Genomic DNA, 8,618 nt, shown 5'->3' on the forward strand with positions numbered 1-8,618 from the left:
GTTGGGAGAGCACTTGCCTTGCACGCAAGGGGTCAAGGGTTCGAATCCCTTTACCTCCACCAAAAGCTACGATATAATTCGTAGCTTTTTTATTTTATCATAATTTACAATATAACGAATATATAATCATTCTTTTTTATAATTTATATTATTGTGAAAGGATGATTTTTTTTATTTATATAAAAAATAAAAAAATAGTAATTAATAAAAAATATATAATATTATGTCGTAAAATAAATTTAAATTTATTATTGTTTTTTTGTTATCATTCTAATAAAGTATTATATAATAGTGTTATAACATTTATAAAATTAGAACTGTATAAAAAACTTATTAAGTATTCTTATCATAATATAAGAATGGGAGTGGTTGTGTGGAAAAGAAAATAAACTTAGAAGAAAAAATTATTCAGTTAAAACTTGAAAAGAGAGATTTAGTCTTAGCTGGAAAAAGTACAAGCGAAATAGATGAGGAAATTAACAATATAAAAAATGAGTTAGATAAGTTATCTGTAGTAAAATAAATTTTTTAACATCTAATCTTTAAGCATATTATTTAAAAATATATCATAATAATTTTTGAGAGAAGTATATTTCTATTTAAATATAGGAGGTAATATTTATGATAAGAACAGTGGTATGCGAAAAGGAAGGTTGTTCAGGAAATACTTTTTTTATAGAAACTCAAGGCAATAATTTGGTTTTAACATGTGTACATTGTAAAAGTAAATATGAGTTTGATATAAGTTATTATGATTTTATCATACTATCTAATTGTTCTAAATGTAATAATGACACTTTTAAAGTATTTAGAGATACAGAAAAGGAAGGTATATATGCAAAGTGCGTAGAGTGTGGTTCAACTCCAGAAAAAATATATATAGATTCAGATGGCATTCAAGTATCTTATGAAGCAAAATTGTTAAATGATATTAAGGAGCTTATGTATTTATTAGAACAAAGAATATGTAATTTAGAAGTTAAGTTACAAGATTTGGAGAGTAGTCAAGGAATCTTGGAGGAGTCATTAGCTTATATAAATAGATATTTAGTTGAAAAGAATTAAATAGTTTTTTATTTAACTGATTAGTAGATTAAGGAGAAGAAGATGAAGAACAAAAGACTTATAATTAGCTGGAGCTTGTTAATTGGATGGATGCTATTAATATTTTGTATGTCAAATCAGCCAGCAGATATTTCTACTAAACAAAGTGATTTAGTGATAAAATTATTTGCTACTATAGGAATTGATTTAAATAACCATTTAGGAGAAATAACTTCATTTCTTGTAAGAAAGGCAGCGCATTTTACAGAATATTTTATATTATATTGTTTTTCTATTAATATTTGTAAACAATATGTTGATATAAAAAAAGCAAGAATTTATAGTTTATTTATTGTATTAGGATATGCAATTAGTGATGAAGTTCATCAATATTTTATACCTGGAAGAGAGATGGCTATTAGGGATATAGTAATTGATTTTTCAGGAGGAGTTTTGGGATTTATAGTTAATATAGTTATTTGCAAAATTAAATTAATTAAGAAGCGTAATTCTTGTTATAGAGAAAAAGTAATAGATTAAATGTTTAAAATATAATTATCATATAATATAAAAATATTAAATAAGAAATATAAAAATGTAGTTTCAAATTATAAAGACTTATACTAAAGATTAAGAATTTAGTATAAGTCTTATTTTTATATTAAATCTAATTAATGAAATAAAGTTTAATTATTTAATTAATTTTGAGAAATATATGAACCTTATTTATACAATATAGATATAAGTTAGAATAAAATAATATCTTATATGGTTAAACTATAATTAATTGGAATAGTTTTAAGTAACTTAAAAAAGTTTAAGATTAATAGGAAGAAGGGAATTATGTACTATTTATATGTATAACTTCATAAAGATTAAGTATAACTTTAAAATAATATTTACTAATAAAATGATAATTAATTAATCTATATAAAGAAAGGTGGTGAATGATAATACTAAAATGTATTATCGCGACATTATGAAAGACTATAACTATAAGAAACTTAGAAATGTAGGTTTAATAGGTCATGGATCAACAGGAAAAACATCTTTATCAGAAGCCCTATTATTTTATACAAATAATACTGATAGATTAGGAAAAGTTGAAGAAGGTAATACGATTATGGATTATGAGCAAGAGGAAAGGAAAAGAGGAATATCGTTATCAGCTTCAGTTGCTTCCCTTGAAGAAAGAGATACTAAAATTAATATAGTCGATATGCCAGGGTATTTTGATTTCCAAGGTGAGATGTATCAAGGAATGAGAGCTGTTGATATAGCTACAATTGTAGTGTGTGCTGTATCAGGAGTACAAGTTGGTACTGAAAAGGCTTGGGATTATTGCGAAAAAATAAAATTACCAAGAGCATTCTTTATAAATAAAATGGATAGAGAAAATGCTGATTTTGATAAAACTTTAGAAGAAATGAAAAATACTTTTGGAATGAGTATTGTTCCAATTCAATATCCTATAGGAAGAGAGAATAATTTTAGTGGAATAATTGATGTTATATCAAAAACTGCAGTAAGATATAACTCTAAAACATCTAAGGCAGAATCAATAGATATACCTGAAGAATTAGTTGATAAAATTGAGGAATACAAGCAAATGGTAATGGAAGCAGTTGCAGAAACGGATGAAGAATTATTAGATAAATATTTAAATGATGGAGAGTTAAGCGATGAAGATATTTATTCTGGATTAATGAAAGGATGTGCTCAAGGTGAAATAGCACCTGTATTATGTGGTAGTGCTTCAAAACTAATAGGAATAAAATCAATGATAGATACTATAATTCAATGTTTTCCATCACCGGAACATGCACTTCCTCAAAAGGCGATAAATTTAAGTAACAATGAAGAGGTTTTCATAAAGATTGATGATAAAAAACCATTTTCAGCTTTAGTATTTAAGACTATTGCCGATCCGTTTGTTGGAAAGATATCTTTATTTAGAGTTATGACAGGAAAAATTAAAGGTGAATTAACTGTATTAAATTCCAATAAAGAAAAACAAGAAAAATTAAATCATTTATTTTTTATGAAAGGAAAAAATCAAATTCAAACTCAAGAAATAGTTGCAGGAGATATTGGTGCAGTTTCTAAATTGCAATATACAGCAACTGGAGATACATTATGTAGCGAGGAGTTTAAAGTAATATATGATAAGATAAATTTACCTAATGCAGTAATGCCTATGGCAATATTACCAAAATCAAAAGGGGATGAGGAAAAAATATCATTATCATTATCTAAGTTAATGGAAGAAGATCCTGTATTTAAGGTAGAAAGAGATGTTGAAAATGCTGAGACTATAATTTGGGGATTAGGTGAAACTCATTTAGAAGTTATAGCTAGCAGAATAAAAAGTAAATTTGGAGCAGATGTTATTTTACAAGAACCTAAGGTACCATATAGAGAGACTATAAAGGGTACATCTGATGTACAAGGAAAGCATAAGAAACAATCAGGAGGACATGGACAATATGGAGATGTAAAAATAAAATTTGAGCCAAGACAAGATGGAGAATTAGATTTAGAATTTGTTGATAAGGTTGTTGGAGGTGCTGTTCCAAGAAACTTTATTCCAGCTGTTGAAAAAGGATTAAGGGATTGTATATCAAGTGGTGTTTTAGCAGGATATCCAGTTGTTGGATTAAAGGCAACATTATATGATGGATCTTATCATCCAGTTGATTCATCAGAAATGGCATTTAAGGTTGCTGCATCTATTGCATATAAAAAAGGATTAGAAGCTGCTAAACCGATTTTACTTGAACCTATAATGAATGTTAAAATTTTAGTTCCTGATACCTATATGGGAGATGTAATGGGAGATATAAATAAGAGAAGAGGAAGAGTTATAGGAATGGAGCCAGAAGGAAAAGTTCAAAAAATCAGTGCAGAGATTCCAATGGCAGAAATGTTTAGTTATGCTACAGATTTAAGATCAATGACACAAGCTAGAGGAAATTTTACTAGCGAATTTTTGAGATATGATGAAGTTCCAGCTAGCGAGGTTGGAAAGATTTTAGATGATGCTAGAAATTTAAGAGAAGAAGCCTAGAAATAATATTTAATATGCCTATTAAGAACTATATTTTTTATAAGTTCTAATAGGCATATATTTTAAACTTAAAATATATTGAGAATAAAATATAAATATTTACATAAAATAATGGCAGTTAGGAGAAGTTTTTTAATTTATGGGGGTAAAAAATTATAAATAGGAGGGTAAAAAATGCCAGACTATAAGATGGATATAAGAGGAAAATTAGGTCTTAGTGAATATAGTGATATTTATGATTACATGGGGATAGTAGATAGAAATGATAATTTTACTATAACTTTAGATAACTCTAATAGGCAGCATGTAAATATAATTACCTCCATGTTAAAAGAAAGCAATTTCTATATATTAGAGCAAGGGATAAATAATTCAGGAGATTATTATATTAGTGCTAATAAATATAAATAAAAAGTCTCTAAGGTTTTTACTTTAGAGATTTTTGTTTGTAAATTAAATAGAAGAAAGTAAAGTAAACTATATGTAAATACAATAATAAAGAATGTATAATTATTATATATAATTAAAGAGAGGTGAATTAAATGCAAGGGGATATAATTAATAAAGATTCAATAGAGTATACTTTAGGTGAAATACTATGTAATAATAAATTAACTATTTCAACGGCAGAATCATGTACAGGAGGAATGGTGGCAGCTAAATTAATTTCATATCCTGGAATATCATCAGCATTTTTAGAGGGAGCAGTAACTTATTCTAATGAGGCTAAAATAAGGAGGCTTGGCGTTAAAAAGGAAACACTTGATGTTTATGGAGCAGTAAGTGAAGAGACTGCTAGGGAAATGGTAGAGGGAATCGCAAAAGAAAGTTCTTCTAATACCTCTATAGCTACTACAGGAATAGCGGGGCCAGGTGGAGGAACTAATGAAAAGCCAGTTGGATTAGTTTATATAGCTGTACATGTAAATGATAATACAACTATTGAAAAATGTAATTTTAGTGGAAATAGAGAAGAAGTAAGAGTTTCTGCAACTAATTATGCTTTAAAGATGCTTAAGATTGAACTTGAAAATCAAGGTTATAAATAGGTTTGAGAAAACAAAAATAATCCCATTAATATATTTATGACATTAACGGGATTATTTTTGTATATAAATAAAATGGGGGAGAGGCGATTAACTATGAAGTTTAAAACTTCATTTATATTATTGTCACTAATTAAAATTAATATACATTAAATAAATAAAATTAAAAAGGAGACATATATGAAAAAAGTATTAAGAGCAAACACATATTTTTTAATAATTATATTATTGCAATTATTTTTACCAATACATCTAATGTTTAAATGGTTTAATATTACTGATACTAAATTAATGTTATTAATTAGTCATATTATAACGTTTATTTTTCCAGCAATTATATATTTAGTTATTACAAGACAATCTGCAAAGGATGTATTAAAGCTAAACAAGCTTTATTTTAAAGATACACTATTAATAATATTATTAGCATTTGTATACCAACCAATAATGACATTCTTCTCTTTATTATCACAGTTCTTTTTTGAAAATGAAATTGGAAATTTTGTAACTGGTATAGTAAATTCACCATATATAATATTACTGTTACTTATAGCAGTACTACCAGCTGTTACAGAAGAAATTACAATACGTGGAATAGTTTTATCTGGATATGAGGATAAGAATATTTATTTATCTTGTATTATAACAGGATTGTTATTTGGAATAATGCATTTAGATCCTCAACAATTTTTATATACTGCAGTTTTAGGATTTGTATTGGCATTAGTAGTTAGAATAACTAACTCAATATTTGCATCAGCATTAATACATTTTTTTATTAATGGAACTTCTATAACATTACAAAAATTATTAAGTTTAATTCCAGAAAATACGCCAGTTATGGAACAAGCTACAGAAGTTAGTCTAAGAAGTTTAGATATTCAAGAAAAAATATTCATGTCTAGTTTTTATGGATTAATAGCTTTAGCGTTTGGAATAGCAGCATATTTTATAATTAAGAAATTAGCGGATTTAAATATTAGAAGAGGAATAATAGATAAAGATGAATTAAGCATTAAGTATAATAAAAGTAATGAAAGGGTATTTGATATTTCTTTTATAGTTATTATAATAATTTACTTGTTATATATGATGTCAGGAATAATAGTTAAATATTTTCTTTATAGATAATAATAAGACCTAAGCAATAATTATATTTTAAATTACTTAGGTCCTTTAAATTGGTAATAAAGTTTAATTGTATACAGAAGGTGTATTTTGAGATTGCTGATATATAAAAGAGAAGTCATTTTTATTAATCCAGCCCCTACAATTATAAGTACTATCAATAGGTAAATTTACATAGAACCAAGTTTTATTATTTATAATAGCACTATCTAAAATTTTGACTTCCATTTTTATATCTAATACTCTAATTTTAGGGGAATCTATAATGGGAGCTAAAAAAACGGTTGTATTATTATTAGTTATAGCTCTTGTAACAGTAGGAGTTACAAATTCTACATTTATATTTTGATTTTTAGTTAAAGCGTTTCTATATTCATTTCTGATATTATTAAATTGATTAGAAGTTCTTAATATTCTTTTTTTTGCTATAGTTAATTTTTTTTCATAATAAAAATACATAAATATAATAATAAATATAAGTATTAAAAATATAAAGTATTTCAAGGTTACCTCCAGAATAAATGTTATATAATATATTTATATTTAACTAGTAATAAAAAATAACCTTAATTTATTCATTATATTTATTAAGTAAGTTAAAAATAAATATATAAAAATATATAAAAATATATAAAAAGTGTTTGACATAATATAAAATAATATGTATAATGAAATTGTTAAGGCTCGATAGCTCAGTCGGTAGAGCAGAGGACTGAAAATCCTCGTGTCCCTGGTTCGATTCCTGGTCGAGCCACCAGGAAAGCAACTTATTATAAGTAAGTTGCTTTTTTTTATTGTAAAAAATTAATGAATTAAAGTAAATATTTAAGAGATTAATTTTAATGTTATAAAAGGTAATAATTAACTCTTTATAGAAAGAGATTATATAATATAAAATTAGATTATAAAAATTTCATTTATTGTTAAGTTTAAATTAAGATATAATTAATAATTGGGGTATATAATTTATTTAAAGTTAAAAAGGGGGAAGAGGTATGATAGAAAAAATAATACTTTCAGATAAGGAGTATGAATATTTGACTAAGGGGATAGCCCTTGGGGTTGGAATAGGAACTTTAATAGGATTATTATTAGAAAATGTTATTTTAGGATTTGCCTCAGGGGGAGTTATTGGAATTATTTTATCTTTTATATACTCATATTATAAGAAAACTAGAAAAAATAATAATTTAATAAGTTGAATTTATGTATTTAATAAATAGAAAAGTTAGAACAAAGAAAAATGTTCTAACTTTTTTTTAGATATTCTCTATTTGCCAATCGATGGGGTCTTTATTAACGGAAATTAAAAAGTTATTAATTTTTGAAAATGGTTTACTTCCAAAAAAACCTCTAGATGCAGATAAAGGACTTGGATGAACAGATGTAAGAATCAAATGTTTTTTATTAGTAATTAAGCATTTCTTTTTTATTGCATTATTGCCCCAAAGCAAAAATACAACAGGATCTTCTTTTTCATTAACTATAGAAATAATTCGATCAGTGAATATTTCCCAACCTATGCTTTTATGTGAATTTGCTTCACTAGCTCTAACAGTAAGAGAAGTATTTAAAAGTAACACTCCTTGATCTGCCCATTTTTTAAGATATCCATTATTGGGAATATAACAACCTAAGTCAGAATGTAGTTCTTTAAATATATTTACTAATGAAGGTGGTATTTTTATACCAGGATTAACAGAAAAACTTAATCCATGTGCTTGACCTGGTCCATGATATGGATCCTGACCAAGTATAACAACTTTTACATCCTTATAAGGGGTAAAGTGTAGAGCATTAAATATATCATATTTATCAGGGTATATTGTTTTAGTTTTATATTCATTTGTTAAGAATTTTCTTAAAGTTTGATAATATTCTTTATTAAATTCATCATCTAACAGGTCTTTCCAATCATTTTTTAATATATTTGTCATTGTAATCACTCCTATTTAAATGTAGTTTTTTAATCTAATATATAAATATTAAATAATTATAACACAAACGCTACCTAGTATATCAATAATAGAAAAATAGAGAAAAAATAAGAAAAAATAAGTAATATTAAGTATATTTGCATATAATAAATAAAAAATGATAATAATAAAAAAAGAATAGTGATATTATAAATCTCGTCGCTGATGACAAAAACAAACAAAGCAAATGTTTGTTAGCAACAATGCGACAATGTAATTTCTCTAAAAATGATGAAAGTTAAAACTTTTCGAAAAAAGTTGTTGACAGTAGTCGGGAGAAATGATAAGATAAGGAAGTCGCTTCGGTGCGACAGAGTAAATGGTCTTTGAAAATTGAACAGAATATAGTTAAAGTAA

General features: G+C 25.7%; 10 protein-coding genes and 1 tRNA gene. 9 read left to right on the top strand and 2 right to left on the bottom strand.

Going from position 1 to position 8,618, the window contains the following annotated elements; genetic code table 11:
* The first annotated feature begins 373 nt into the window (after positions 1-373).
* The 7 genes from Q0G30_RS13260 (at position 374) to Q0G30_RS13290 (ending at position 6,288) form a co-directional block, all read left to right on the top strand.
* Positions 374-523 (top strand): hypothetical protein, encoded by a 150-nt coding sequence (locus tag Q0G30_RS13260; protein WP_294390965.1) that lies wholly within the window; start codon positions 374-376, stop codon positions 521-523.
* A 98-nt stretch (positions 524-621) separates the two neighbouring features.
* Entirely contained in the window at positions 622-1,065 is a 444-nt protein-coding gene (locus Q0G30_RS13265) for a hypothetical protein (protein WP_294390968.1), read from the top strand.
* A gap of 42 nt (positions 1,066-1,107) precedes the next feature.
* Positions 1,108-1,584, top strand: coding sequence for a VanZ family protein (locus Q0G30_RS13270; protein WP_294390971.1), 477 nt, complete (start codon positions 1,108-1,110; stop codon positions 1,582-1,584).
* 439 nt (positions 1,585-2,023) lie between these two features.
* Complete coding sequence (gene fusA, locus Q0G30_RS13275; RefSeq protein WP_294390993.1) at positions 2,024-4,111, top strand: elongation factor G; 2,088 nt, start codon at positions 2,024-2,026, stop codon at positions 4,109-4,111.
* Positions 4,112-4,285: 174 nt separating this feature from the next.
* Positions 4,286-4,522 carry a hypothetical protein gene (locus Q0G30_RS13280; protein ID WP_294390975.1) on the top strand — a complete coding sequence of 79 codons (237 nt, stop codon included), beginning with the start codon at positions 4,286-4,288 and terminating at the stop codon, positions 4,520-4,522.
* A gap of 131 nt (positions 4,523-4,653) precedes the next feature.
* Positions 4,654-5,160 (top strand): nicotinamide-nucleotide amidohydrolase family protein, encoded by a 507-nt coding sequence (locus tag Q0G30_RS13285; RefSeq protein ID WP_294390979.1) that lies wholly within the window; start codon positions 4,654-4,656, stop codon positions 5,158-5,160.
* A 177-nt stretch (positions 5,161-5,337) separates the two neighbouring features.
* Positions 5,338-6,288, top strand: a complete 951-nt coding sequence (locus tag Q0G30_RS13290) for a type II CAAX endopeptidase family protein (RefSeq protein WP_294390982.1) — start codon at positions 5,338-5,340, stop codon at positions 6,286-6,288.
* A gap of 63 nt (positions 6,289-6,351) precedes the next feature.
* On the opposite strand, the gene Q0G30_RS13295 is transcribed toward Q0G30_RS13290, so the two are convergent.
* Entirely contained in the window at positions 6,352-6,789 is a 438-nt protein-coding gene (locus Q0G30_RS13295; protein ID WP_294390986.1) for a hypothetical protein, read from the bottom strand.
* A gap of 177 nt (positions 6,790-6,966) precedes the next feature.
* Here Q0G30_RS13295 and Q0G30_RS13300 point away from each other — a divergent pair.
* Positions 6,967-7,042 (top strand) — tRNA-Phe (locus Q0G30_RS13300).
* A gap of 238 nt (positions 7,043-7,280) precedes the next feature.
* Positions 7,281-7,487: a hypothetical protein gene (locus tag Q0G30_RS13305; protein WP_294390989.1), complete on the top strand. Its 207-nt coding sequence runs from the start codon at positions 7,281-7,283 to the stop codon at positions 7,485-7,487.
* A gap of 57 nt (positions 7,488-7,544) precedes the next feature.
* On the opposite strand, the gene Q0G30_RS13310 is transcribed toward Q0G30_RS13305, so the two are convergent.
* Entirely contained in the window at positions 7,545-8,222 is a 678-nt protein-coding gene (locus Q0G30_RS13310) for a uracil-DNA glycosylase (protein ID WP_294390991.1), read from the bottom strand.
* Positions 8,223-8,618: the final 396 nt, after the last annotated feature.

Origin of the sequence: uncultured Clostridium sp., assembly GCF_934754925.1 — a bacterium.
Taxonomy (GTDB): Bacteria; Bacillota; Clostridia; order Clostridiales; family Clostridiaceae; genus Clostridium.